The sequence below is a fragment of the uncultured Campylobacter sp. genome (assembly GCF_937996225.1).
GTDB lineage: Bacteria > Campylobacterota > Campylobacteria > Campylobacterales > Campylobacteraceae > Campylobacter_B.
In genome coordinates this window covers 1-24671 of sequence record NZ_CALKTC010000075.1, presented here as the reverse complement: position 1 = coordinate 24671, position 24671 = coordinate 1, and the positions used below count along the sequence as shown (strand labels likewise).

The following is a 24671-nucleotide window of genomic DNA, read 5'->3' as shown; positions in this document are numbered from 1 at the left end:
CTCTGCCGTGTTTAATAGCGGCGAGCAAAAGGAAGCCTTATTTGCTTAAAATTCTAAATGCCCCCGAAGCTGCGCAGCGTAAGCTCGGCGTCGTTCTATCGTATGTGAATATCTTTGTTTCTACGATACTTACTTTGGTTTATACGCCGTTTTTCCTGCGGGCGCTGGGGCAGAGCGAGTTTGGGCTGTATTCTTTAGCTAGCAGCGTTATTGGCTATTTGGCGATTTTGGATTTAGGCTTTGGCAACGCCGTGACGGTCTATACCGCCAAATACGCCTCGAGTGGCGAAGTGGAGCGCATGCATAAGCTGCACGGCACGATTTTTAGCGTGTATTTAGCAATGAGCGCGGTGATCGTGCTTGCAGGAGCTGCGCTGCTAGCCAATCTGCACGCGATTTTTGGCGCTAAGCTAAGCGCTAGTGAGATGGGCGAAATTCGCATTATGCTAATGCTACTAACTGCAAATTTAGCGATTAGTTTTCCTTTTAGCATATATTCGTCGATCCTTACGGCGCATGAGAATTTCGTATTTATCAAGCTAATTGGGATCTTTCGTACGATCGCTCTGCCGCTAGCTGCGGTGCCTGCGCTACTTTTGGGATATAAGGCTATCGCGATCGTAATCATCGCTACGGCGGTAAATTTAATCTGCGTCGCGGCGGATTTTATTTACTGCAAGCGCAAAGTCTCGCCCGTGATAAGTGTGCGAAATTTTGACGCCTCCACGCTTAAGCAAATTTTTGGCTACTCATTTTTTATATTTTTAGGCATCGTAGTCGATCAAGTAAACTGGAACGTTGATAATTTTATCTTAGGCGCGGTCGCAGGCGCTACGGCGGTCTCCACGTATGCCGTAGCAAGCACGATAAATGCCACTTTTGTCACGCTTTCGCTCACCATTAGCGGCGTGATGCTTCCTAAAATCGCCAAAATGGTCTCTGCAAACTCCACTGATTCCGAGCTTAGCGCGGAATTTATCAAAATAGGCAGGCTGCAATTTTACGTGATATTTTTTATCGCGTCGCTTTTGGTGATTTTTGGGCGGGAGTTTATCGTGCTATGGGCTGGCGCAAATTATGAAATTTCATACGCAATCGCGCTTATTTTGGTGCTTCCAGTAAGCGTGCCGTTGATTCAAAATTTAGGCTTAGCCGTGCTTCAGGCAAAAAACAAAGTCAAATTTCGCTCAATCGCTGCGTTTTGCGTCACGCTCGTAAACATCGCTATTTCTATCCCGCTAGCTAAGGCTTACGGTGGCGTGGGCGCTGCGTGCGGCACGGCTTTTGCGATCACCTTGCTAAATATCTGCGTGATGAATATCTACTATGCTCGTGTAATCGGACTTGACATCGCTAAATTTTGGCGAAATATCGGCGCGATGGTAGTAAAATTTGCTCCCGCAATCGCAGCAAGCCTAGTGATAAATTACGCACTAGGCTTGCATGGAGTGAGCTTTTTGTTAATTTGCGGCGGGCTTTATTCGGCTATGTTTGTGCTAAGCGCATATTTTTGGGCGATGAATGACTATGAGCGCGCGATTTTTGGCGGCATTGCAGCTAAGATAAGGAGGCGGGCTTGAGCTTCAATGTAATTAGCGAAGTGGTTACGAAAGACCGCTGTATCGGCTGCGGCGTCTGCGCGAGCAGCTGCCCTTTTAGCGTGCTAAAAATGCGGCTTGGAGGCAATGGATTTTACGCGCCTGAGGAGGGCGAAGGGTGCCGCGATAAATGTGATATTTGTCTAAAAGTCTGCCCGTTTTACGAAAAAGACATGCTTGAAAATGAGCTAAATTCTAAATCATACTCAGAGCTGGAAAGCTTTAGTCCTGATTTTGGCAGATTTTTAGCCACTTACAAATTCTACAAAAAAGATGAAGCGCAGCGCCTAAGCAGTGCAAGCGGCGGCGCGGGAGATTATATTTTTCGCGAGCTTTTTGCGCGCGGGCTCATTGATTACGCGATTTGCGCTGTGCCCGCGGACGAAGGGGATTTTATAGCCCAAAATTCCAAACGTGATTTTTCTGCCTGCAATAATTTAGCGCAGCCACAGAATTTGCAAAATTTCGCAACCAAAAATTCCACGCAGAATTCCGTAATGGTAAATTTAACGCAGAATTTGACAGATGATGATTCTATAAATTTTACGAGTGCACAAAATTCTTTTTGCGGAAATTTGACGCAGAATTCCGCGCAGAATTTTACAAATGAAAATTCCGCGCAGAATTCTAAAGCTTCTTGTGAAAATTCCGTATCAACGCAGAATTTTGCTTGCGAGAATTCCAAAAACGCGCGAAATTCTATGGGCGAAAATTCCGTGCCGCTATTTAAATTTAGCGTGATAAAAAATGCTGATGAGCTTACTCGTGCGCGCTCGTCCGCTTACTATCCGCTCACGCTTGAAGCAGTGCTAAAGGAGATGTCGCGCCGTGAGGGTAGATACGCGATCAGCGCGCTGCCGTGTTTTGCTAAGGCCTTAAGGCTTGCTGCGAGTAAAAATCCGCGCCTTAAATCCCGCATAAGCTTTATTATTGGGCTGGTTTGCGGACAGGGCAAGGGTGCTGGTTTTACGCATAAGCTGGCAGATCTTGCGTTTAAAGAGCGTAAGCAGCTCGCGGCGGTTAATTACAGATATAAAATCGCGGGCAAAAGTGCGATGAGCTTTGGCTTTAAATTCCGCGCCGCAGACGGTAGCGAGGCGATAGACGATCGCAGTAGTAGCGCCTTTGCGTACTGGAGTTCGCGCGCTTTTACGCCGCTTGCGTGCAACGCCTGCACTGACGTTTTTGCCAAATGCGCCGACGTCGTTCTGATGGATGCGTGGCTGCAAAGCGAAATGAGCGAGTGGCGCGGCACATCACTCGTAATTACGCGCGCAGCCCAGATCGACGCGCTATTTTCGCAGCCTACGAAGCAGGCACGCGAGGCGATTTTTTGCGAGCGGATATTCGCAGCGGAGGTGCAGCGCTCGCAGCAAAGCCAGGTGGAGTGCAAAAACGAAATTTTCTATGGCGCGAAAAATCCGCTTAGACGCTACATCTTGCGCCAGAAGCTTCAGATCCAGCGATATAGCGCTACGCATTTTGATTGCGATGATTTCATCGCTGCTAGGCTTAAAAAAATTGCCGCTACGAATAAAGCGCTAGCGCTTTTGGCGCTACCAAAGATCGCGGCATATAAAATTTATAGGAAGTTTGCATGAAGATCGGGATTTTTACCCTGCCGCTAGTAAATAATTACGGCGGAATTTTACAAGCTTACGCGTTAAGCCGCGTGCTAGTGGGGCTAGGGCATGAGCCACGTCTCATAAACTTGCGCCTGCAAAGAAGTAAACTATCGATTGCGTATCTTAAATTTTTAGTGGTATGCGCGCTTAAAAAGGAGCTTTGCGGCGCGAAATTTAATCCCTCTTACGAGCGCGATACTAGCGAGTTTGTAGCGGAAAATATCCCTTTAACCGTGCCTGTTTGCACGCCCGCGGATTTAAAAGCGCTGTGCGAGAAAGAACGCTTTGAAGCGGTGATTTTAGGAAGCGATCAAGTTTTTCGTCCTAGCTATTTTGCGGATTTTGCAGATTGCTTTAGCCTTGGATTTTTGCCGCCTAACTGCACGCGGATCGCCTATGCTGCAAGCTTCGGCGGAGATAGGCTCTGTGGGCTTAAAAATCCCGCAGATTTAAAAGCTCACGCTGCAAATTTGGCTAAATTTAAAGCTATTTCGGTGCGTGAGTGCGATAGTGTAAAGCTTGCACGCGAATGCTTTGGCGTAGATGCGCACTGGGTACTGGATCCTACGCTTTTAGCTAACAAAGAGATTTACGATAAATTTTTAAGCCATGCGCCAAAGCGCAAGGGTTTTGCCTATATCCTAGATCCATCGCCTCGCTCTGAAGCGGCGATAGAGCTACTAAAAAAGCAAAGCGGCCTAGAGATAGATGAGGTGAACGACCGCGGCAACCGTATCGGCATAAAAGCATGGTTAAGCGCTATTGCGGGCGCGGAGTTTGTGCTAACCGACTCATTTCACGGCTGCGTATTTTCCATAATCTTTAATAAGCCGTTTTTTGTGCTCATTAACGCTAGTCGCGGTGCGTCGCGCTTTAGCTCACTTTTGGGCTCGTTCGGGCTTGAAGATAGAGCTTTGCAAGATCCCAAAGACGCGTGGTTGGACGCGACTATCGATTGGGATGGCGTAAATGAGGCGTTGCGCCGTAAAAGAGAGGACTCGATGAAATTTTTAAAAACAAGTTTAGGCTCATAAAATGAAAATAGCTATGGTAATTTCTGCTTTAGGCAAGGGCGGTGCCGAGCGCGTGCTAAGCGTGCTGGCAAATTTTTTCTGCCGCGAGAATGAAGTCTGCGTGATAAAATTTGACGCAGATGAGCCGTTTTACGCGCTGGATCATAAGATCGAACTTATTAGCTTGGATTTGGGCGTAGGCGATTTAGGAGTATTTGGCAATATAAAAAAGCGCTACGATAAAATTTTAGCCTTGCATAGGCTTCTAAAAAGTCGTAAATTTGACGTAGTAATCTCGTTTTTAGATAATACCAATGTCCTTACGCTTATCGCAAATCTTGGAGTTGGGCAGAAAATCATCGTCTCCGAGCACACCAATCATCGTTTTTTAAAAAGTCCGATCTGGCGAGCTCTCAAGCGGATCTTTTATCCGCAAGCTGCAGGTCTTAGTGTGCTTAGTAAATTCGATCTGGATCATTACACATATGTGCAAAATCGCGTGATTATGCCTAATCCGATGTTTGAGATCAGCCATGCTAAAGATGCTCGCCCGCCTAAAGAAAATATCATCCTAGCAGCCGGCCGGCTCAATGTCTATAAGGGCTTTGATGTCCTTCTTAAGGCGCTTGCGCTTATAGATTTCAATCTTTTAAAAGAGTGGAAGGTGGTGATCGCAGGCGACGGAGAGGAGCGAAAGAGCCTTGAAAGCCTAGCTGCGAAGCTGCGCTTAAATGTGCAGTTCATCGGCTTTGTGCGCGATATCGAGAGCTTATATGAACGCGCTAAAATCGTCGTCGTAACCTCCAAGATGGAGGGCTTTTGCAATATTTTGATGGAGAGTATATTTTTTGGCACCGCTAGAATTTCCACAGATTGCATCGCAGGTCCTAGCGAGCTTATAAGCGACGGCGTAGATGGGTTTTTGTGCCCTGTAGGCGATAGCGCAAGTATCGCTAAAAAGCTTGAAATTCTAATGAGTGACGAAAAGCTGCGCGAGCGGCTCGTGCAAAACGCCTCCAAGCGCGAGGAGAGCCTTAAAATTGAAACGATCGGGCGACGCTGGCTGGATTTCATAGCCGCTACGATAAAAAGGGAGGAATAATGAGCAAAAATCCCCTAATCTCGGTCATCATCCCCGTTTATAATGTCAAAGAATTTCTGCGCGCTTGCATGGAGCGCATCACGGCGCAGACCTATACGAACTTAGAAATTTTGCTCGTAGATGATGGCTCAAATGACGGCAGCGAGGCGATTTGCGACGAATACGCTGCGCGCGATCCCCGTGTGTGCGTGCTGCATAAACCAAACGGCGGGCAGGCTAGCGCGCGAAACGCTGCTTTGGATGTCGCTCGCGGGGAGTTTATCAGTTTCGTAGATAGCGACGATTTGATAAGCCTTGATTTGATTGAGACGCTTTTTCGCCTGACGCAGAAATTTTGCACCAAAATAGCTATGTGCGGCTACACGGCATTTAGCGACGAGAGCGAAATAAATAATTTCAAGGCGGTTTTGAATTTTAAAGAAAATCAAAATTCTAAAGAGATTAGCAATCCAGGGGGAGCTGCAAATTTAAATACCTGCGCAGGCGAATATAAAATATCGCCGCAAGAGCTTTTTAGACGCAGCTGCACGCAGGATCCGTATTTTAGCACCGCGGTTTGGCGCGCGCTGTTTGCTCGCGAAATTTTCACTGCTTTGCGCTTTCCTGCGGGGCAGATCTATGAGGATGTGGCGATATTTTTTGATATTTTTAACGCTTCTATTACGGCGTGCACGGATGAAATTTTATATTTTTACCGCGTAAGGGCGGGCTCGACCGTAAACTCATTTGCGCGCAGGCATCTTGCGGTCATCGCTGCGGTGCGCCGCTATACTGAGGCGATCGCTGCGAATTATCCAAGCTTGGCGCGTGAGGCTAATTTTACTCGCTGCGAATCCGCGCTGAATACGGCGTTTTTAATTATCAAATCGAGTTTTGATCCTGCAAGTTCGGATGGAGATGCGACTTCTCCTTCCGAGGCTAATATGTGCAGCTTGGCAAACGAGGCAGATTCGCGCGGTGCTGATAGTTTGTCTTGCGCATGCAGTAAAAATTCTGCATTTAAAAATTCCTCCGAGCAAAATTATATGCGAAATTCCGAGCAGAATTCCGCGTCGCAAAGAAAGATCGCAGATCCCCGCTCTCCTTTAAGCGCTGCAGAAGCTGTGGATCAGATCCGCTCACTGCACGCTTTGGTGCGCGAGCGGCTGGATTTTGGATTTTTCGCGGCGCATGCAAGCCGCACGCAGACGCTGATGATGGTCTTGTTTTACGCTAGCCCCGCGCTTTTGCGGCTATTTTATAAAATTTATCGGAAGCTAAAATGAAAATTTTATTCGTCATCGCAGCGCTTAGAAACGGCGGTGCAGAGCGCGTGCTGCAGGTTTTGGCGAACCATTTTGCGCGCGCAAACGACGTTACGATCGCGATTTTGGAAAACGACGAGGGCAGGTATAAATTTAGCGAAAAGATAAAATTTTTGCATCTGGATGTTTACAAAAATGGCGGCAGGTTCGATAAATACAGAATTTTGCGCGAGTGCTTCAAGCGCGAGCGCCCAAGCGTCATCATCAGCTTTATGGACTGGACGAACGTAGCGTGCGTGATCGCAAGCTTTGGGCTAGGTATCCCGCTCATCGCGACCGAGCACAACGCGCACGATTATCTGCGAAGCGGGCTTTTTAGCCGCGTGCGCGATCTGTGCTATAAAAAAGCGGACGCGCTTACGGTGCTTACGCGTTCGGATTTTGAGTACTATTCGCGATTTGTCAAAAACTGCTTCGTCGTGCATAACCCCTTTTTCGGCGATATTTGCGATACCAAGGGCGTTAAGCGAAACGTGATCTTAAGCGTCGGCAGGCTCGAGCCCGTAAAGGGGTATGAAATTTACTTTGACGCGCTAAGCAGGATCGATAAAAGCCTGCTTGCGAAGTGGGAAATTTTAATCGCGGGCGACGGCTCGCTGCGCGAAAGCTTGCGCGAGCTGGCAGCACAGCTTGGGCTTGAAGTGCGATTTTTAGGGCATAAGCAGGACGTGAGCGAACTGTATAAAGAAGCCAAAATTTTTGTGCTCAGTTCGCTTAATGAAGGGCTTTCGAACGTGCTGATCGAGTCTGCGTTTTACGGCTGTGCACGGCTTAGCAGCGACACGGCGGGCGCAAAAGAGCTCATAAAAGACGGCTTTAGCGGCATTTTGTTTAAATGCGGCGATGCGAATGAACTTGCGAGCAAGCTTGAAATTTTAATGCGTGATGAGGCGCTGCGAGACGCTCTCGTGCAAAATGCAAATGAAAATTTAGACGAGTTTTCGCAAGAGCGCATAGTCGAGCTCTGGCAGGGCTTGATCGATCGGTTTGCACGCAAATAGCAGCCGCTTATCGATGCCTTAGCACCGCGCAGAGATAAATTTAAACTTCGGTGTGCTAAGATGGCGTCTTGCGCCCGAGCAAAACGGCGCGTTTAAATTTACAAAGCCGCATCGCGCGATGAAATTTTGCCCGCTTGGAGGCAGCGCAAAACGCGCTAAATTTAAACGGCGCGGCGTATGCTCGCATAAAAAGCGGAACTAAAGCTTAAATTTAGGGCGCGGCAGCGATATTTAAAAGGTAAAGGGATGAAGAAATTAAGCGTTTTTATATATTCGATGGGCGGCGGCGGCGCCGAGCGCGTCGTAAGCAACCTATTAGGCGAGCTTAAGGCGCGCTACGAAGTGCATCTGGTGCTGATGAACGAGAGGATTTTTTATGAAATTCCAAGCGGCGTGCAGATCCATTTCATCGAAAAATCAGCCCCTTTTGAAAACGGACTGCTGAAGCTTGCAAAGCTGCCGTTTTTGGCGCTGCGCTACAAAAAGCTATGCGAGAGGCTGGGTATCGACATCCACTTTGTTTGGATGAACCGCCCTTGTTACGTGGCGGCGCTGGCGCGAGTTTACGGATTGGGCGGAACGATGATTTTTAACGAATGCTCGACGCCGTCGGTGCTGTATAAAGATGCGAGTTTCAAATCCAAAATTTCAAAGCTTCTGCTGCGCAAACTCTATCCAAAGGCTGATTTTATCTTTCCAAACTCGCTTGGAAATCTGCGCGATCTGGCGGATAATTTCGGAATCGATGAGCGCAAGATGAGCGTGCTGTATAACGCGATCGATCTTGATGAGATCGGCCGTAAAGCGAGCGAGCCTATCGCGCAGCAGAGGCCCTTTTTCCTAAGCGTCGGCAGGCTCGATGCGGGCAAAAACCACGCGCTTTTGATCCGCGCGTATGCGAATTTAAAAAATAATGACAAAGACCTGCTGATCTTGGGCGACGGCGTGCTGCGAGCCGAGCTTGAGGCTCTGATAGAGGAGCTAGGCTTGGGCGGTCGCGTGAAGCTTTTGGGCTTTGACGCAAACCCGTATAAATATATGGCCAGATGCTACGCGTTTGTTTTCGTAAGCCTTTTTGAGGGGTTTTCAAACGCGCTCATCGAAGCTCTTGCGTGCGGCAAGCTCGTGATTTCAAGCGATCATCAAAGCGGTGCGCGCGAGCTTATGGGGCAGAGCGAATGGGGCGTGCTGGTGGGTGTGAACGATCTAGAAAGCACCCAAGCGGCGATGCAAAAAGCGCTGAATGATGAAAATTATGTAAAATTTTATGAGAAAAAGGCTAAAATTAAAGCCTCGTTTTTCGATAAAAAACGGATAGCAAGCGAGCTGATCGCAAAAATAGAACAAATTGACGAAGGAAAATAGGCGTGGGTGAAGAAAAAAAGGCTTTTAGCGTCAGAGAGATCGACGAAGGATCGGACGATCAAAAAGGCGCGCAATCAATGGGTGCCGACAAAGCTGCCTTAAGCGAAAATTTTGCTAGTGAGGGAAATTTTGACGCAGAGTATTCCGCAGGCGGTGGAGAGAATTTTAACGGCGAAAATGCCGAGATTGAGGGTAGCGAGGACGCCGTACTTAAAAGCGATAAAAATTCCGCGCTTGATGCAAAAAATTCTGCGAGCAAAAATTCCGCGCACGCCGGCGTTAAAAATTTAAGCGACGATCAAGCGCGCGCTGTTTCTGCAAAAACGCGAGCACAAAAAAAATCCAAAAAGGCTAAAAAATCAAGCGGACAAAATTCCGCCTCGGTAAATTCTGAAAATTCCGCAGGTGCAAATTCTACAAACTCAAATTTAAAGGGCACTGCAAATTCCACGAGCAAAAATTCTACAAATAAAAATTCCGCTGGCGTTGCGAACTCTACAAATAAAAATTCCGCAAAAGCCGCTAATTTGGCTAAATTTAAAAATGCGAATTCCGCAAGTACTTTAAATTCTACAAACGGCATAAATTCTGATAATTCTAAAAGCCCCACAGCAGAAAATTCCCAAAATTCTAAAAATCAGGCAGCTGGCGCGCTTCCTGCCAGGCGTAGAATTTTTGGTTTTATAAAAAATTATGAGTTCTCCAAGCATATTTTGCTGATGATTTTGTTCGCGTTTGCCTTTAGCGTGGCGTTTCGTATGTGGTGGGTGTATTGGGCGAGCGGATTTCCGAACTACTTTTTTTGGGACGGCGAGCTGATGATAAACACCAACGACGGCTACGCCTTTGCAGAGGGCGCGCGCGACCGTCTCGCCGGCTTTCATCAGCCTAACGATCTTAGCTATTTTAGCGCGCCGCTTTCGATTTTGACGGCGTTTTTGGCTGAAATTTTACCCTTTAAAATCGAGACGATATTCGTTTATCTGCCGGCTTTGTTTAGCTCGCTCATCGTAGTGCCGATCTTGCTGATTTCAAGCGAGTTTCGCTGCATGCGCGCGGGCTTCATCGGCGCGCTTGTCGCGAGCGTGGCGAATAGCTACTACAACCGCACTATGGCGGGGTATTACGACACCGATATGTTAAATATCATGCTTGCGATGTGTATCTTGTGGGCGCTCATCCGTATCTGCACGCGCGGTTCGCGCAGCACGCTGTTTTGGCTGGGCGCGTTTACGATATTTTATATGTGGTGGTATCCGTCCAGCTTCTCGCTAAATTCCATGATGCTCGCCATGTTTTTCGCCTACACGCTGATTTTTAAGCGAAAAAGTGCGGTAAATTACGAAGCGATGATCATCTTTTTGATCGCGCTTTGCTCCACGCCGCTGGTAGCTAAAATTTTAATCTCGCTTACGCTATTTTGGCTCTTTGCATTTAAAGGAAAGCTATTAAATTTTAAAATTTTAGCGATTATCGGCGCGCTTGCCGTAGTCTTTTTCGTCGCAAACGGAGGTCTTAGCCCGATCATCTTTCAGGCAAAATTTTATATCTTCCGCTCCTTTGCGGACAACGCCGATACGGCATTTCATTTTTTCAACGTCAATCAAACGATCCAAGAATCGGGCATCGTGCCGCCTAAGATCTTTATGGAGCGCATCAGCTCGCACGTCGCGGTTTTCGTGATCGCGACGATCGGATATTTAGTGCTTTGCTTTAGACATAAGGAATTTTTGCTCTCGATCCCACTTCTGCTTTTGGGCTTTGCGGCGAACAAAGCGGGCCTTAGATTTACGATCTATGCCGTGGGTGTGATGGGACTAAGTTTCGGATATATTTTGTATTTTTGCGTAAAGCGCTTGGATCTGCCAAAGATCGCGGGACGCGCGATACTGCTTATTTTGACGGCGCTTGCTATTTATCCCGCGTGGCAGCACATCGTCTCGTACAAGGTCGATACGGTCTTTTATAAAAGCGAGGTGCGGGTGCTAGATGAGCTCAAAGATAAGGCGCAGCGCGAAGACTACGCGCTTTCATGGTGGGACTACGGATATGGCATACGCTATTACAGCGACGTAAAGACCCTCATCGACGGTGGCAAACACCTCGGCAACGATAATTTTCCCGTTAGCTTTGCGCTTTTTAGAGATCAGATGAGTTCCGCAAATATGGCGCGCCTGGATGTCGAATACACCGAGCGCGGATATAGCGAAAAAATTCCAAACAAGCTAAAGCAAATTTTAAAAGATTACAACGCGACTGATGTAAATGATTTTATCTTAAGCTTGGGGCTAGCCGATTTTAAGCCGCCAAGGCCTACGCGCGACATCTACTACATCCTGCCCGATCGCATGATGAATATCTTCCCCGTCGTCACACAGTTTTCAAACATCGACATCACCGACGGCAAGCAGCTAAGTGAGCTGTTTTTCATAACGAGCGATAGGTTTGTTCAGGATCAAAGCGGCGTGCATATGGACAACGGCTTTTCGATCTCGCCGAGCCTTTTAAATTTAGAATATAGCGGCAGAAAATTTGCGATCAATACCTTTTACGAAACGAGCTACGACGCGAGCGGCAAGCTTTCGGTAAAAGAGTTTAATATGGACAGCAGCGCGCAATTTTACGTGATTTTCATGCGCGATTACGGGCGATTTTTGCTGCTAGATAAGACGATGCTAAACTCAAGCTACATTCAGCTTTTTGTATTTGAAAGATATAGGCCCGAGCTATTCGAGCCTGTGATCTTAAGCCCTGCCGTGAAAGTTTATAAATTAAAGCGCTAGATAAAATTTTGCCGCAAGCTAAGGAGAAATTTATGAAATTTAATCTCGCAACGCCAAGCAAGGAATGCAGCAGATGGCTCGCATAGGGTTTTTAAGCCATGCCGATATGAGCTTACATTTCTTTCGCCGCCCGATAATGCAGGCTTTAAAAGAGCGCGGGCACGAGGTTTTTGCAATTGCTCCTCGTGGCGCTTATACGCAGGATTTAGCGCGTGATTTTAATGCCATAACCTACGATCTTGATCGAGCTAGCCTAAATCCGCTTACCGTATTTAGCAACACCAAAGCCCTTGCGCGCGAGCTAAAGAGGCTAAATTTAGACCTGCTGCAAACAGCTGCGCATAAATCAAACGTGTTTGGTACACTGGCAGCTCGAGAGGCGGGTATAAAATATGTGATAAACTTAGTCGAGGGGCTGGGCAGCTTTTATATCGACGATGATATTAAAACAAGGCTTGTGAGGGCTGTCTTGGAGAAACTTTATAAATTTTCATTTTCGCAGGCAGATGCTTGCATATTTGTAAACGATGCCGATCCCGATTATATGCTATCTCGCGGGCTTATTACGAAGCAAAAGGTCATAAGAATTAAAAGTGTAGGCGTAAATGTTGAAAGATTCAACCCCAAAATCGTTAATGCAGCGGATTTGGGCGAGGATTTGCACGGCAAAAAGATCGTACTGATGATAGCTCGCGCGATGTGGCATAAGGGCGTGAGAGAATTCTACGAAGCAGCAGAAATTTTAAAAAATCGATCGGATGCGAAATTTGTCTTCGTAGGCGAGGGCTTTGCGGGCAATAAAAGTACCGCTGATCCTGCGTTTTTGCGAAGCGGTGCGGTGCATTATCTGGGTGCCAGAAATGATGTACCAAAGCTTTTGAAGGCTAGTTACCTGCTAGCACTTCCTAGCTACAAGGAGGGCTTTCCGCGCACGGTTTTAGAGGCGATGAGCATGGCGCGAGCCTGCGTAGTAAGCGACTGTAGCGGCTGCGTCGAGGCCGTGCAGGATGGTGTAAACGGTCTAATATGCCGCACTCGCGACGCGAATGATCTTGCGCGAAAGATCGAAATTTTGCTAGATGATGAGCCGCTTTGCGAAAGGCTGGGACGAAACGGGCGCGAGATGGTGCTTGCAAATTACGACGAAAAGATCGTCACGGAAAAATATTTAGAGGTTTATAGGAAATTTATCGATGTATAAGTGTTTTTTAAAGCGCGCGCTCGATTTTACGGCGGCTTTGGTTTTGATCATTTTGGTTTCGCCCGTGATGGCGCTTACGTGGTTCTTGATCCGCAAGCACATTAGCAAAAGCGCGATTTTTACGCAATCTCGCCCTGGGCTTGATGAGCAAATTTTTAAAATTTATAAATTTAAAACGATGAGCGACGAGCGCGGCGCGGACGGCGAGCTTCTGCCTGACGAAGCGCGGCTGAACGATTACGGCAAAAAAATCCGCGCGCTAAGCCTGGATGAGCTGCCGCAGCTTTTCAACGTGCTAAAGGGTGATATGAGCTTCATCGGGCCGCGCCCGCTGCTGATCGAGTATCTGCCGCTTTATTCGCCGCAGCAGCGCCTGCGACACAGCGTGCGCCCGGGCATCACGGGGCTTGCGCAGGTAAACGGACGCAACGCGATCAGCTGGGAGAAAAAATTTGAGTTCGACACCTATTACGCGCAAAATTTAAGCTTCGCGCTCGATCTTAAGATCGCGCTTTTAACGATCAAAAAAGTGCTTGCGAAAGAAGGCGTGAATAAAGAGGGCATGGCGACGACGGAGAAATTTAATGGGCACAACTAAAATTTACGTTTACGGCGCGAGCGGACACGGGCTGGTGGTAGCGGACGTCGCGCTAGCCGCGCGCGGGGTTAAATTTAGCGAGGTCGTTTTTTTAGACGACGCGGCAGGGTTGAAATTTAGCGAGGATCTGCCGAAGCATCCCGTAATAATCGCAATCGGCGATAACAAAACTCGCGCAAAGATCCAAGAGAGAGTATCGCGCGCGGGTTTTGAGATAGCGACGCTAATTCATCAAAGCGCGATCGTTAGCGCAAGCGCAGTCATCGGCGAGGGCGCGGTCGTAATGCCAGGCGCCGTGATAAACGCGCGAGCCAAAATCGGCCGCGGCGCGATAATCAACTCTGGCGTCGTAATCGAGCATGAGTGCGAGATCGGCGAGTTCGCGCACATTAGCCCAAACGCGGCGCTTGCGGGCGGCGTGAAGGTGGGGGCGTTTTCGCACATTGGAATCGGTGCCAGCGTCATTCAGAGACTAAGTATCGGGCAGCGCTGCATCATCGGCGCAGGCGCTGCGGTCGTGCGCGACATAGCTAGCGACAGCGTAGCCGTAGGCGTGCCCGCTCGCGTGATTAAAAAAAATGGCTGAATTTAAAATTTATAGCATTAAAAGTGATAAAATCCGAGCATTTAAATTTTAATGCCGAAAGCTAAATTTAGCCTTGCTCCGCGCGAGGTTAAATTTAAAGATCAAGGAAGGATAGAGATGGCAAGAGTATTTTTAAGCCCGCCGAATATGGGTGGCAATGAGCTTGAGTATATAAAAAAGGTATTTGAAAGCAACTATATCGCGCCTTTGGGCGAATATGTTAATCGCTTTGAGGACGCAGTGAAGTCCTATACTGGCACGCGCGGCGCGCTGGCGCTAAATGCAGGCACGGCGGCGCTTCATCTAGCGCTTCGCTGCAGCGGCGTAAAGGACGGCGACGTGGTGCTTGGCTCCACGTTTACCTTTATGGCGTCGCTAAATCCGATATTTTACGAGCGCTGCGTGCCAGTGCTGATAGACAGCGACGAGAGTTGGAATTTAAGCCCGAAGCTGCTTAAAGAAGCGATCAAAAAATCGCCGAAAAAACCAAATGTGCTCGTCGTTACGCATCTTTACGGACAGGCTGCGAAGATGGACGAGATATGCGAAATTTGTGCTAATGAAAATATCGATCTCATCGAGGATGCTGCGGAGGCGCTGGGCGGATTTTATAAGGGTAAAGCACTTGGCGGCATCGGAAAATGCGGCGCACTAAGCTTCAATGGCAATAAAATCATCACTACCTCAGGCGGCGGAATGCTGATCTCAAACGATGAGGAGCTAATCGCCAAGGCTAGATTTTTAAGCACACAGGCACGCGAGCCGCTGCTTCACTATGAGCACAAGGACTACGGCTACAACTACCGCTTAAGCAACGTCTTAGGCGCTATCGGCGTAGGTCAGATGGAGGTCTTGCCGCAGCGCGTAAAGAGAAAACGCGAGATTTTTAAAATCTACGAGGATCTGTTTAGAGGCACCGACGTGGAGTTTATGCCCGAAGTCGAAGGCGGCGAGGGCAACAGATGGCTTACAACGCTATTATTTAAACAAAAGGACGCTCATCTAAAGGTTATCGAGGCTCTAAATAAAGCCGACATCGAATCTCGCCCGCTTTGGAAGCCGATGCATCTGCAAAGCATCTTCGCAGGCGCACTTAGTGTAGTTGACGGCACGAGCGAGGATATGTTTAGTCGCGGCATCTGCCTTCCTAGCGGCACCGATATGAGCGACGAGACGATTGAACGCGTCGTAAAAATCGTAAAAGAAAACATCTAATGCTGTTAAAACCCACTAAATTTAGCCGCTTCGCGTTTTTTTTGCTAGGAGATATTTTTATCTCGATCCTCTCCGTTTACATCGCGTTTTTGCTGCGATTTAGCGGAGATATACCGAACGAATTCTATAAAGGCGCGCTGCTTAGCGCCTCGAGCCTTACTGCGATTAAAATTTTCTATTTTTGGTTTTTGCGGATCTATTTAGTTCCGTGGAGATTTTTCGGGCTATACGAAGCAAGAAAGCTCTTCTACGCGCACGTGATGGCAGCACTTACCTTTTTGATCCTATTTTTTCTAGCGAGTAAAGTTTTTAACCCCTTCCCGCGCTCAGTCATCATCATCGATGCGGCGATCTCGTTTATTTTAATCGGTGGGATTAGAATTTCAAAGCGGATGTTTCTAAGTGAGAAGAAAAATATCACGAATAACGAGCCCTGCATCGTCGTGGGCGCTACGAGCAAGACCTTTCACGTCCTAAAAGGTATGCGGCAAAAATATATCAACTACTATCCGGTGGGCGTCGTGGACGGGCGGCCCGAGCTAGTAGGGACGTATTGCGAAAATTACGTCGTCAGGGCTAAGAGCGAAATTCCGCAGATGATCAAAGATAGCGGCGCCAAAACCGCGATCATCGCGCTAGCGCTGTATCCGGACGAGCTAAAGGAGCTATACGACGAGCTGTTTGCATACGGGCTAAAGGATATCAAGCTCTTTTCGCTTTTGGAGGATGAGAGCAAAAAGATCCGCGACGTATCGATCGAGGATCTGCTCGCGCGCAAGCCCAAAGACCTCGACACCAAAGCGATTGAAAATTTTATCAAAGGCAAGATCGTGCTGGTAACGGGTGCGGGCGGCACGATAGGAAGCGAAATTTGTAAGCAATGCTTGAAATTCGGCGCAAAGCGTCTTATTATGGTCGAACACAGCGAGTTTAACCTCTACTCTATTAACGAAGCCACCGGCGCGGACGCGCGTAACGAGCTAAAGATGATAAACGTCGTTTATCGCCATGAGCTGGAGGAGGTTTTTGCAGAATTTCGTCCCGAGGTAGTCGTGCACGCAGCGGCGTATAAGCACGTGCCGTTATGTGAGTTTAATCCGCATCTAGCGGTCAAAAACAATGTCATCGGCACAAAAAACGTAATTGATCTGTCCAAAAAATATGGCGCGAAAAAGGTCGTTTTGATCTCGACTGATAAGGCGGTGCGACCGACGAACATTATGGGCACGACGAAGCGTATCTGCGAGCTTTACGCGCTAAATTCCAACGACGCGGCAAGCGATACGCAGATCGTCGCCGTCCGCTTCGGAAACGTGCTCGGCTCAAGCGGCAGCGTCATTCCTAAATTTAAACGCCAGATCGAAGCGAACGAGCCGCTTACCGTTACGCACCCCGAGATTACGAGATATTTTATGCTCGTTAGCGAGGCGTGCCAGCTGGTGCTTCAAGCAGCTTCCATCGCGCAGGGCGGCGAGCTTTTCGTGCTGGATATGGGCGAGCCCGTAAAGATCGCCGATCTTGCCAAGCGAATGCTGCAGCTTGCCGGCAAGGAGGAGCTTGGCATTAAATTTGTCGGTCTGCGCCCCGGAGAGAAGCTTTACGAGGAGCTTTTGATCGACGAAAACGACAAGAGCACGAAGTACCAATCCATCTTCGTAACCCACTCCGCAAAATACGACCTACAAGAGCTAAGCTCGCAGATCGAGGAGCTTTCGGAGTGCGAGGACGCGCAGGTCGCGGATAAGCTAAAGCGTATCGTGCCCGAGTTTTCGCACCGATTAAACGATATGAAGGGCACGGCTTGATCGGTATCGTGGATTACGGCGCGGGCAATATCCAAAGCGTGATGAACGCGCTTAGTTTTTGCGGCGCTAAATTTTGCCTCGCGCGCAGCCCCGAGGAGCTTTTGAGCTGCGATAAGGCTCTGCTTCCGGGCGTGGGCGCATTCGGCGAGGCGATGGATAGGCTTCGCGCAAACGGTATGGACGCCGCGATTAAAGAGTTCGTCGCAAGCGGCAGATATTTTTTAGGCATCTGCCTTGGGATGCAGCTTCTGTTCGAGCAAAGCGAGGAATTTGGCGCGCGCAGCGGGCTTGAAATTTTGCCCGGTCGCGTCGTGAAATTTGACAAAACGAAATTTAATATTCAGGGGGCGGAATCTGGGTCCGAGGATATGAAATTTAGATCGGGCGGGGCGAAATTTAATTCAGACGGGGCGGAACCGAGCGAGCGCTGCGGGCAAAATTTTACTCGCGCCGAAAACCTAAAGATCCCGCACGTCGGCTGGAACAGCGCGCATTTTATCAAGCGCTCGCCGATAAATGCGGGCCTAGGCGAGTTTGAGTATCTGTATTTCGTGCACTCCTACCATGTCCTTTGCGAGCGCGAGATCACGCTTGCGACCACATTTTACGGCTATGAGTTTGCAAGCGCGATCTGGCGCGAAAACGTATTTGCCTTTCAGCCGCATCCCGAAAAAAGCCACGATGCGGGCATAAAAATCATTAAAAATTTTACGGAGCTGTGATGGAGATTTTCCCTGCGATCGATCTGAAACAAGGATGCGCCGTGCGCCTTAGCAAGGGCGAGATGCAAAGCGCAAAAATTTATTCCAAAGACCCCTGCGAGCTAGCCAAAAAATTTGAAGATCTCGGCGCTAAGTGGCTGCATTTAGTTGATCTCGACGGCGCGTTTGCGGGCGAGGCGGTAAATTTCAAAGCGATCGAGCTGATCGTAAAAAACACGCGCCTGCGCGTAGAAGTGGGCGGCGGTATCCGCGACGAAGCGCGCATAAAGCAGTATTTGAGCTTAGGCGTCGATAGATTTATCCTGGGCTCGGCGGCGCTTAAAAATAGAGATTTCGTAAGGAGAATGGCGAAGCTTTACCGCATCGTCGTGGGCATAGACGCGAAAGAGGGGCTCGTAGCGACCGAGGGCTGGGCGGAGCTAAGCCGCGTAAAAGCGACCGATCTGGCGCGAGACTATGCGGACGCGGGCGTTTGCGCCATCATCTGCACCGACATATCGCGCGACGGTATGCTAAGCGGCGTGAACGTAGAATTTAGCCGCTCTATCGCGAAAGCTAGCGGTATCGACACTATCGCAAGCGGCGGCGTTAAAGATATAAACGACATAATCGCGCTTAAAAACGCAGGGCTCATCGCAGGCGTTATCGTCGGTAAGGCGTATTACGAGGGCACGCTCGATCTTAAAAAGGCGTTTAAAGCTATATAAAAACGCCCGAGCGTAAGCAAAGTTTGAACTAAATTTTAGTAATATGCAAATTTTAAAATTTAAAGGCGATGTGAGGCGATGAAAGATTTTTTTTATGAGATGATCGTAAAAAGCGCGAATGCGAGCGAGCTTTTCAAGAGCTTTGCGTTTGAGCTCGGCGTTACCTGCGTCGAGGAGGATGGCGATCGCTTCATAATCCGCGACGAAGAGGATCTGCAAAATTTAAAATTTGCATTTGAAGAGTTTAAAAAGGGGCTCGCGCGATCTACTAATTTAGACGCCGATCTGCAGATCGAAATTTCAAAAAAGCAAAACAAAGACTGGCTCGACGAATATAAAAAAGGCGTCGCGCCCGTAGCGGTCGGTAAATTTTATGTCCGTCCAAGCTGGTGCGAAAGATCGCAAGATCGCGCGCTAATCGATTTGCTGATCGATCCTGCGCTGGCGTTCGGCTCGGGTCATCACGAAAGCACCAATATGTGTCTGGCACTGCTTAGCGAGCTCGCTCGCGCGGGCATGAGCGCGCTTGACGTGGGCTGCGGCAGTGGAATTTTAAGTATCGCGATGAAAAAACTGGGCGCAAAGGTAAGCGCCTGCGATACCGACGAGCAGGCGGTAGTCGCTACGCGGCAAAACGCCGAGAAAAATGGCGTGCGGATCGATAAAATTTGGCTCGGCAGCGTTTCAAGCTTAAACGAGCAAAGTTCAAGCAAAAGCGCGCAGCCACAGTTTGATCTCGTCGTCGCAAATATAATCGCCGACGTGATTTTGATCCTAAGCGCGGATCTGAAAAGAGCGCTAAAACCGGGCGGCAAGCTCGTGCTGTCGGGAATTTTAGAAAAATATAAAGATAGGATAGAGCAGGCCTTTTTGGATTTAAATTTCGTGCAGATGAAAAAGCAAAACGAATGGCTCAGCTTCGTTTATGAAAGGAAGATATGAATAACAACCAAAACAATCAACCCCCTCAAAACGGCGGTGGAAACAATTTTTTTAATAAAAATCCGATCGGCGTTTTTATAATTTTCGCGCTTATTTTGATAGTGGTGTTTAAAGCGATATCCCCAAGTGGCGGATTTGATAGCGGTGGAGTGCTGAGCTCCGTCTCGGGCGAGAGTAGAAACGTAACTTACTCCGAGCTAAAATCGCAAATCAAAAACTCCCAAGTAAGCATGGTTTCCATCGGAAGCTCCACGATTAAAGCTCAAGTCGGCAACGTAATCTACACCGCCAAGCGCGTAGATGATCCCGAGCTAGTTCAAATTTTAGAATCGCGCAAAATTCCATACGGCGCGTATAACGAGAGCAACTTTTTGACCGATCTGCTCTTTAGCTGGGTCTTGCCGCTCGTGATTTTCTTTGGAATTTGGATGTTTTTAGCCAACCGCATGCAGCGCAATATGGGCGGCGGCGTGCTCGGCATCGGAAGCTCCAAAAACCTGGTAAGCGCCGAAAAACCGAAGGTTAAATTTAGCGATGTAGCGGGCGTCGAAGAGGCGAAAGAGGAGGTTAAGGAGATCGTAGATTTCTTAAAAAATCCAGAGCGATACATTAGCCTCGGGGCTAAAATTCCAAAAGGCGTGCTTTTGGTGGGTCCTCCAGGCACGGGTAAGACGCTGCTAGCCAAAGCGGTCGCGGGCGAAGCGGATGTGCCGTTTTTTTCGGTATCGGGCTCGAGCTTCATTGAGATGTTCGTAGGCGTGGGCGCCAGCAGGGTGCGCGATCTATTTGATAACGCTAAAAAACAGGCTCCAGCGATCGTTTTTATCGACGAGATCGACGCGATCGGTAAAAGCAGAACCGCAGGCGGTATCGGCGGGGGCAACGATGAGCGCGAGCAGACGCTAAATCAGCTGCTTGCCGAGATGGACGGCTTCGGCTCGGAATCAAGCCCGGTAATCGTCCTTGCGGCTACCAACCGCCCGGAGACGCTGGATGCGGCGCTTCTGCGTCCAGGCAGATTCGATAGGCAGGTTCTAGTCGATAGACCTGATTTTGACGGCAGAATGGCGATTTTGAAGGTGCATATGCGCGACGTTAAATTTGCTCGCGATATCGATATCGAAGAGATCGCGCGCCTTACCGTTGGCTTTGCGGGAGCCGATCTTGCAAATATCATCAACGAAGCCGCGCTTTTAGCGGGTCGCGAGGCAAAGGCGGAGGTCGAGCAAAAAGACTTGCTCGAAGCGATCGAACGCGTCGGTATCGGACTGGCTAAAAAATCGCGCCGCGTAAGCCCGATCGAAAAGCGGATCGTCGCCTACCACGAAAGCGGCCATGCGCTCATCGCCGAGCTTACCAAAGGCGCGATGCCGGTATCTAAAGTAACTATCGTGCCGCGCGGACTGAGCGCTGCGGGATATACGCTAAATTCTCCGTTTGAAAATAGATATCTGCATCAGCGCCATGAAATTTTTGCCGAGATCGATACGTTTTTGGCGGGGCGCGCGGCGGAGGATGTGTTTTTAGGCGAGATCACTGACGGAGCAGGCAACGATTTGCAGCGCGCTACCGATATGCTTAAATTTATGGCTACTCAAGTCGGAATGACCGATGCGCTCGGGCTTGCGGTGCTAGAAAAGCAGCAGTATTCCTTCCTAAACGGCGGACAGAGCATCAAGGATTACAGCGAGGTAACGGCGGTTAAGATCGACGAATATGTCCGCAAGACGCTGGATGAGCGTTACGCGGCGGTAAAAGAGACGCTAAGGACCTATGCTCCGGCGATTGAGGAGATGGTAAAGGCGCTGTATGAGAAGGAGACGGTCTCGGGCGAGCAGATCGTGGAGATCATCTCTAAATTTGAAAAAGATAACGGTATGCCTACCCGTCTGGTGCGAAATTTAGGCGCTAACGATGATATCGAAAGCGCAAAGAGCGAGGCGTAAATTTCAAGCCTCGCGCAGAGCAAGAACTTAGGGCTAAATTTTAAGACGATCGCGCTAAAGGGTTTTATGCGCGATCTGCGGCGCCGAACGAAAAGCGGCGCGAAAATAAAATTTAAAGAGTAAGAGATGGAAGAGGAAAAGGGAAAATTAATCTACATATTGCCGAATTTTTTCACGGCGGCAAGTGCATTTTTAGCGGTCATCAGCATAATTTCTACGATCAAAGGCAACTTCAGCGCCGCGATCTTTTATATCATTTTATCCTTGATCTGCGACGGGCTTGACGGCCGCGTAGCGAGGCTAACACATGCTACGTCGAAATTCGGCGTGGAATTCGATAGCCTTGCGGATATCGTGGCTTTCGGCGTAGCGCCGGCGCTGCTGTTTTACTGCGCGGTCGGGCACGATTACGGTAAGGTCGGCTCGCTCGTATCCGCGCTTTACGTGGTTTTCGGCGCAATCAGGCTGGCGCGATTCAACGTCACTACGGGCACCTACGAGCCTAGCGTTTTTATCGGGCTGCCGATTCCAACGGCTGCTATTACGATGGCGTTTTGGATCGGAATTTATCTAAAATATGAGCTCTCCAAAGGATTTGGTGTATTTTTGATCATCGCAATGGCGGCACTGTCGTTTTTGATGGTAAGTAACATCCGCTTTCCGAGCTTTAAAAAGATCAGCCTAAAGCGCCCCAACGCGATTAAAATTTTAGTGCTTCTAATCGTCGTATTTTTCTCGCTTTTATATCTTTTCAGGCTGGAATTTCCGGCGGTGCTCACTTTGGTTTATATCGTTTACGGTTTGGTTCGCGGAGCTTTAAATTTAAGTGCGGCTAAATTTCATAAAAAAGACAAACCCGAGGAAACGGCGAAATAATCTCAAATATGTTTATCGCCGCGATTGTTTTAAGCTTGCACGGCTATAATTTCACCAAATTTTAACGCTTTGAAAGGACAAGCAATGGACAAAAATAAAATCATAATCTTCGATACGACGCTTCGTGACGGCGAGCAAAGCCCCGGAGCGTCGATGAATACGGACGAAAAGATCCATCTTGCGTTGCAGCTTGAAAAGCTGGGCGTAGATGTTATCGAGGCGGGTTTTGCAGCGGCGAGCCCCGGGGATTTTGACGCGATAGAAAAGATCGCCGGCGCCGTTAGCAAGGCTCGCGTCTGTTCGCTTGCGCGCGCTTTAGAAAAAGACATCAAGGCCGCAGGCGAAGCGATAAAGGGCGCAAAGCTCGGGCGCATCCACACCTTCATCGCCACAAGCCCCATCCATATGGAATTTAAACTCAAAATGCAGCCGCAAGAGGTCATAAAGCGCGCCATAGAGTCTGTGCAATACGCCAAAAGCCTATGCGATGACGTGGAGTTTAGTTGCGAGGATGCGTGCAGAAGCGATATCGGCTTTTTAAAAGAGATCTGTGACGCCGCGATAAGCGCCGGAGCCTCCACCATAAATATCCCCGATACGGTAGGCTATCTCTATCCGGACGAGATTACCGCTCGAATAGGCGAGATCGTTAACCTTATCGACGGGCGCGCCGTAGTTTCGGTACATAACCACAACGACTTGGGAATGGCTACCGTAAATTCCTTAGCCGCTATCTTGGCAGGAGCCAGACAGGTCGAGTGCACGATAAACGGCATCGGCGAGCGTGCGGGCAACGCGGCGCTGGAGGAGATCGTAATGGCGATCAAGACGCGCACAGATAAATTTGCGCCGCTTTATACCGATATAAATTTGAAAGAAATTTACCCATCCAGCCGCCTAGTCGCGAGCATCACCGGCATCGAGCCGCAGCCTAATAAAGCGATCGTGGGTAAAAACGCCTTCGCGCATGAAAGCGGCATCCACCAAGACGGCGTGCTAAAACACAAAGAAACTTACGAGATCATGCACGCCGAGGATATCGGACTTGATAAAAACTCGCTCGTACTGGGCAAACACAGCGGCCGCCACGCCTTTAAGGATAAACTGGTGTCTTTGGGTTATGAGCTTAGTAACGAGCAGATTGAGATCGCGTTTAATAAATTTAAAGCGCTCGCCGATAACAAAAAGGACGTTTTCGACGAGGATATTAGAGAGCTCGTAAACGATGAGTTCGTGGGAGCCGAAAAGACCTACGAAGTGCTGGTTTTAAGCTCCAATAGCTGCAACAAAGGACACGCTAGCACCGCACTTACGCTAAGGTATAAGGATGAAATTTTAAGCGATAGCGCGCTTGGAAACGGCGGCGTGGATGCGATATTTAAGGCGATAGATCGTATCAGCGGCATCAGCGGCAGCCTGAAAGAATACCAAGTAAAAGCGGTCTCGCAGGGTAAAGACGCGCTGGCGAAAGTAACCGTCAAAGTAGAATTTAAAGACGAGGGCGCCATCATCGGCAGAGGACTTGACGTAGATACGATGCTAGCGTCTGCGAAGGCCTACGTTGCGGCGCTAAATACGTATCTGGACGCTAAGCGTTAGATTGCTTGGCGGGATTTGCTAAATTTAACGCAAATTCCGCTAGATTAAACAAATCAAAAGCAAAATTTTAATAATATTTCACACTTAAAACGTTGGAGTAGGGGGTATTGAGCCGAAACTCGTTTTAAAATTTATTTATGGAGACTTTTATGAAAAAAGTTCTTGTATTGTTATTTGCGCTTTGCGGCGCGGCTTTTGCTAGCGAGCAGCTAAGCGCTTACACTCAGATCGTTTCTTTTTCTGCAATTACCGTTGCAGTTGTTTTAGGTCTAGCCGCTTTGGGTGGCGCGTTAGGTATGGGAAATGCCGCTAGTGCGACGCTTAATGGCATCGCTAGAAATCCGAGCGTAGCTAGCAAGCTATCGAATACGATGTATATTTCGCTAGCGATGATCGAAGCGCAGGTTATCTATGCATTAGTTATTTCATTTATCTTGCTTTTCGTAAATCCTTTTTTGACAGCGGGTTTAAAGGCTGCTGCAAATTAATCAAAAGCCCGAGAAATCGGGCTTCAAACTTATATAATTCAAGGTTTGAGATCAAGCTTTAAAATTTATGCGACCGTGGTGGAATTGGTAGACACGCTATCTTGAGGGGGTAGTGCCGCAAGGTGTACGAGTTCAAATCTCGTCGGTCGCACCATCTATCAAAATTTTCCCTATTTTTTTCGTTTTTTGAATTTT

20 protein-coding genes and 1 tRNA gene are annotated in these 24671 nt (G+C 48.6%); all 21 read left to right on the top strand.

The features are described 5' to 3' along the window. Nucleotides 1-41 precede the first annotated feature (41 nt). The 21 genes from Q0174_RS08690 (at nt 42) to Q0174_RS08590 (ending at nt 24630) form a co-directional block, all read left to right on the top strand. The gene (locus Q0174_RS08690) at nt 42-1580 is read left to right on the top strand and encodes an oligosaccharide flippase family protein (protein ID WP_298043328.1); all 1539 of its coding nucleotides are present in this window, start codon (nt 42-44) and stop codon (nt 1578-1580) included. Further along, nucleotides 1577-3199, top strand: coding sequence for a Coenzyme F420 hydrogenase/dehydrogenase, beta subunit C-terminal domain (locus Q0174_RS08685; RefSeq protein ID WP_298043326.1), 1623 nt, complete (start codon nt 1577-1579; stop codon nt 3197-3199). The genes Q0174_RS08690 and Q0174_RS08685 overlap by 4 nt, the downstream gene beginning before the upstream one ends. Continuing rightward, on the top strand, nt 3196-4257 hold the full coding sequence (locus Q0174_RS08680; RefSeq protein WP_298043324.1) for a polysaccharide pyruvyl transferase family protein: 1062 nt from the start codon (nt 3196-3198) through the stop codon (nt 4255-4257). Before Q0174_RS08685 ends, Q0174_RS08680 begins: the two co-directional genes overlap by 4 nt. A gap of 1 nt (nt 4258) precedes the next feature. Continuing rightward, nucleotides 4259-5338: a glycosyltransferase family 4 protein gene (locus Q0174_RS08675; RefSeq protein WP_298043323.1), complete on the top strand. Its 1080-nt coding sequence runs from the start codon at nt 4259-4261 to the stop codon at nt 5336-5338. Next, nucleotides 5338-6603, top strand: a complete 1266-nt coding sequence (locus Q0174_RS08670; RefSeq protein ID WP_298043321.1) for a glycosyltransferase — start codon at nt 5338-5340, stop codon at nt 6601-6603. Before Q0174_RS08675 ends, Q0174_RS08670 begins: the two co-directional genes overlap by 1 nt. Further along, nucleotides 6600-7643: a glycosyltransferase gene (locus Q0174_RS08665; protein WP_298043320.1), complete on the top strand. Its 1044-nt coding sequence runs from the start codon at nt 6600-6602 to the stop codon at nt 7641-7643. The genes Q0174_RS08670 and Q0174_RS08665 overlap by 4 nt, the downstream gene beginning before the upstream one ends. A 246-nt stretch (nt 7644-7889) precedes the next feature. Next, the gene (locus tag Q0174_RS08660) at nt 7890-9008 is read left to right on the top strand and encodes a glycosyltransferase (protein WP_298043318.1); all 1119 of its coding nucleotides are present in this window, start codon (nt 7890-7892) and stop codon (nt 9006-9008) included. A 2-nt stretch (nt 9009-9010) separates the two neighbouring features. Further along, on the top strand, nt 9011-11791 hold the full coding sequence (locus Q0174_RS08655; protein ID WP_298043316.1) for an STT3 domain-containing protein: 2781 nt from the start codon (nt 9011-9013) through the stop codon (nt 11789-11791). 73 nt (nt 11792-11864) lie between these two features. After that, a complete protein-coding gene (locus Q0174_RS08650) occupies nt 11865-12992 on the top strand; it encodes a glycosyltransferase family 4 protein (RefSeq protein ID WP_298043315.1) in 1128 nt (375 codons plus the stop codon). Further along, complete coding sequence (pglC, locus tag Q0174_RS08645; RefSeq protein WP_298043313.1) at nt 12985-13590, top strand: undecaprenyl phosphate N,N'-diacetylbacillosamine 1-phosphate transferase; 606 nt, start codon at nt 12985-12987, stop codon at nt 13588-13590. Before Q0174_RS08650 ends, pglC begins: the two co-directional genes overlap by 8 nt. Then, nucleotides 13577-14176, top strand: a complete 600-nt coding sequence (pglD, locus tag Q0174_RS08640) for a UDP-N-acetylbacillosamine N-acetyltransferase (protein ID WP_298043311.1) — start codon at nt 13577-13579, stop codon at nt 14174-14176. The genes pglC and pglD overlap by 14 nt, the downstream gene beginning before the upstream one ends. Before the next feature lie 117 nt (nt 14177-14293). Further along, entirely contained in the window at nt 14294-15391 is a 1098-nt protein-coding gene (pglE, locus tag Q0174_RS08635) for a UDP-N-acetylbacillosamine transaminase (protein WP_298043310.1), read from the top strand. After that, on the top strand, nt 15391-17196 hold the full coding sequence (locus Q0174_RS08630) for a nucleoside-diphosphate sugar epimerase/dehydratase (RefSeq protein ID WP_298043309.1): 1806 nt from the start codon (nt 15391-15393) through the stop codon (nt 17194-17196). The genes pglE and Q0174_RS08630 overlap by 1 nt, the downstream gene beginning before the upstream one ends. Beyond that, nucleotides 17193-17918: an imidazole glycerol phosphate synthase subunit HisH gene (gene hisH, locus Q0174_RS08625; protein WP_298043308.1), complete on the top strand. Its 726-nt coding sequence runs from the start codon at nt 17193-17195 to the stop codon at nt 17916-17918. The genes Q0174_RS08630 and hisH overlap by 4 nt, the downstream gene beginning before the upstream one ends. Further along, nucleotides 17918-18625 carry a 1-(5-phosphoribosyl)-5-[(5-phosphoribosylamino)methylideneamino]imidazole-4-carboxamide isomerase gene (hisA, locus tag Q0174_RS08620; RefSeq protein WP_298043307.1) on the top strand — a complete coding sequence of 236 codons (708 nt, stop codon included), beginning with the start codon at nt 17918-17920 and terminating at the stop codon, nt 18623-18625. Before hisH ends, hisA begins: the two co-directional genes overlap by 1 nt. A gap of 78 nt (nt 18626-18703) precedes the next feature. Further along, on the top strand, nt 18704-19567 hold the full coding sequence (locus Q0174_RS08615) for a 50S ribosomal protein L11 methyltransferase (protein ID WP_298043306.1): 864 nt from the start codon (nt 18704-18706) through the stop codon (nt 19565-19567). Continuing rightward, complete coding sequence (gene ftsH, locus Q0174_RS08610; protein ID WP_298043305.1) at nt 19564-21513, top strand: ATP-dependent zinc metalloprotease FtsH; 1950 nt, start codon at nt 19564-19566, stop codon at nt 21511-21513. The genes Q0174_RS08615 and ftsH overlap by 4 nt, the downstream gene beginning before the upstream one ends. A gap of 126 nt (nt 21514-21639) precedes the next feature. After that, nucleotides 21640-22389 (top strand): CDP-diacylglycerol--serine O-phosphatidyltransferase, encoded by a 750-nt coding sequence (pssA, locus tag Q0174_RS08605; RefSeq protein ID WP_298043303.1) that lies wholly within the window; start codon nt 21640-21642, stop codon nt 22387-22389. An 84-nt stretch (nt 22390-22473) separates the two neighbouring features. Then, on the top strand, nt 22474-23988 hold the full coding sequence (locus Q0174_RS08600; protein ID WP_298043302.1) for a 2-isopropylmalate synthase: 1515 nt from the start codon (nt 22474-22476) through the stop codon (nt 23986-23988). 149 nt (nt 23989-24137) lie between these two features. Further along, the gene (gene atpE / locus Q0174_RS08595; RefSeq protein ID WP_177386747.1) at nt 24138-24476 is read left to right on the top strand and encodes an ATP synthase F0 subunit C; all 339 of its coding nucleotides are present in this window, start codon (nt 24138-24140) and stop codon (nt 24474-24476) included. Between the two features lie 69 nt (nt 24477-24545). Continuing rightward, nucleotides 24546-24630: transfer RNA gene (locus tag Q0174_RS08590), tRNA-Leu, on the top strand. The last annotated feature ends 41 nt before the right edge of the window (nt 24631-24671 follow it).